Below are 1,309 nucleotides of genomic sequence, written 5' to 3' on the forward strand. Positions count from 1 at the left end.
GTGAACCGCTCCGGGTTCGGTAGAGAGCTGGGATGTCACGCGCTGACGGGTTCGTTGGCGTGCGTGTGTTGGTGATGGTAGGCGGTTTCGTATTCGGCTGGTGATACGTGGCCGAGAACTCCGTGGAGTCGGCGGTGGTTGTACCAGTCGACCCACTCGGCGGTGGCGAACTCGATGTCCGTGAAAGTCTTCCACGGTCCGCGGCGGTTGATGAGCTCGGTCTTGAACAGGCCGATGGTGGACTCGGCGAGGGCGTTGTCGTATGCATCGGCGACACTGCCGATCGAGGGGGCGATGCCGGCCTGGGCCAGGCGCTCGGTGAAGGCGATCGAGGTGTACTGGCTGCCCGCGTCCGAGTGATGCACCAGCCCGGTGACCTGGTCGTTCGGCCGGTAGCCGCGTTGCCACAGGGCTTGTTCGACCACGTCCAGGACCAGGCTCGTGTGCCTGCTCGTTGATGCCTTCCAGCCCAGGATCCGCCGGGAGAAGGCATCGACGCAGAACGCGACGTAGACGGTGCCGGCCCAGCAGGGCACGTAGGTGAAGTCCGCCACCCACAGTCGGTCCGGGCCGGCCGCACGGAAGTCGCGATTGACCAGGTCGCCCGCGCGCCGGCCGTCCTTGCCGGGCAAAGTGGTGCGGACCTTGCGGCCCCGCACCGCTCCGGCCAGGCCCTCGGCCCGCATCAGGCGTTCGACCGTGCAGCGGGCCACCGGTATGCCCTCGCGCAGCAGCTGGTGCCAGACCTTGCGCGCCCCGTAGACACCGTAGTTGGCCTGGTGGACCCGCCGGATCTCGGCGGTCAGCTCAGCATCGCGCAATGACCGGGCCGCAGGCGGACGGCGCTTGGCCGCGTAGTACGTCGAGGCGGCGATGGCCAGGGTGCGACAGATCGGCTCGACGCCGAACCGGTCACGGTGAGCGTCGATGAAACGGATCAGCGCGGCGGTCGGGGGTCGAGCTCCGCTGCGAAAAAAGCAGCCGCGGCCTTGAGGATCTCGTTCGCCCGCCGCAGCTCGGCGTTCTCCTTTTCCAGCTGCCGAATCCGCGCGGACTCGTCACGGGCGGCAGCAGCCTGCGGGGCAGCCTGGGCATCGTGCTTCTTCACCCAGTGCCGCAAGGCTTCGGGATGAATGCCGAGCAGGTCACCGACCTCACGGATGATCCCCGGCCGTCCCGGGGTCTCGCGTTGCTTGTCTGCAACCATCCGCACCGCTCGCTCGATCAGCTCCGGTGGGTACTTCCGCTGGGCAGGCATGGACGCATCCTTCCAAGGATCAGCGCTCTCTACCGAACCCGGAGCGGTTCA

1 protein-coding gene and 1 other annotated feature are annotated in these 1,309 nt (G+C 67.6%); the gene reads right to left on the minus strand.

All coding sequences use genetic code 11. From position 1 onward, the window contains the following. Positions 1-35: 35 nt before the first annotated feature. Positions 36-1,258 (minus strand): IS3 family transposase gene (locus KVT45_RS54965; RefSeq protein ID WP_254648758.1). Its coding sequence is split into 2 segments (ribosomal slippage): positions 36-973 and positions 973-1,258, totalling 1,224 coding nucleotides; the frame shifts between segments, so codons are not numbered across the junction. Next, positions 866-980: a sequence feature (AL1L pseudoknot), on the minus strand. (Overlaps the previous gene by 115 nt.) Positions 1,259-1,309: the final 51 nt, after the last annotated feature.

This window comes from Streptomyces sp. GbtcB6 (genome assembly GCF_019091475.1).
In the GTDB taxonomy this organism is placed as follows: Bacteria; Actinomycetota; Actinomycetes; order Streptomycetales; family Streptomycetaceae; genus Streptomyces; species Streptomyces hyaluromycini.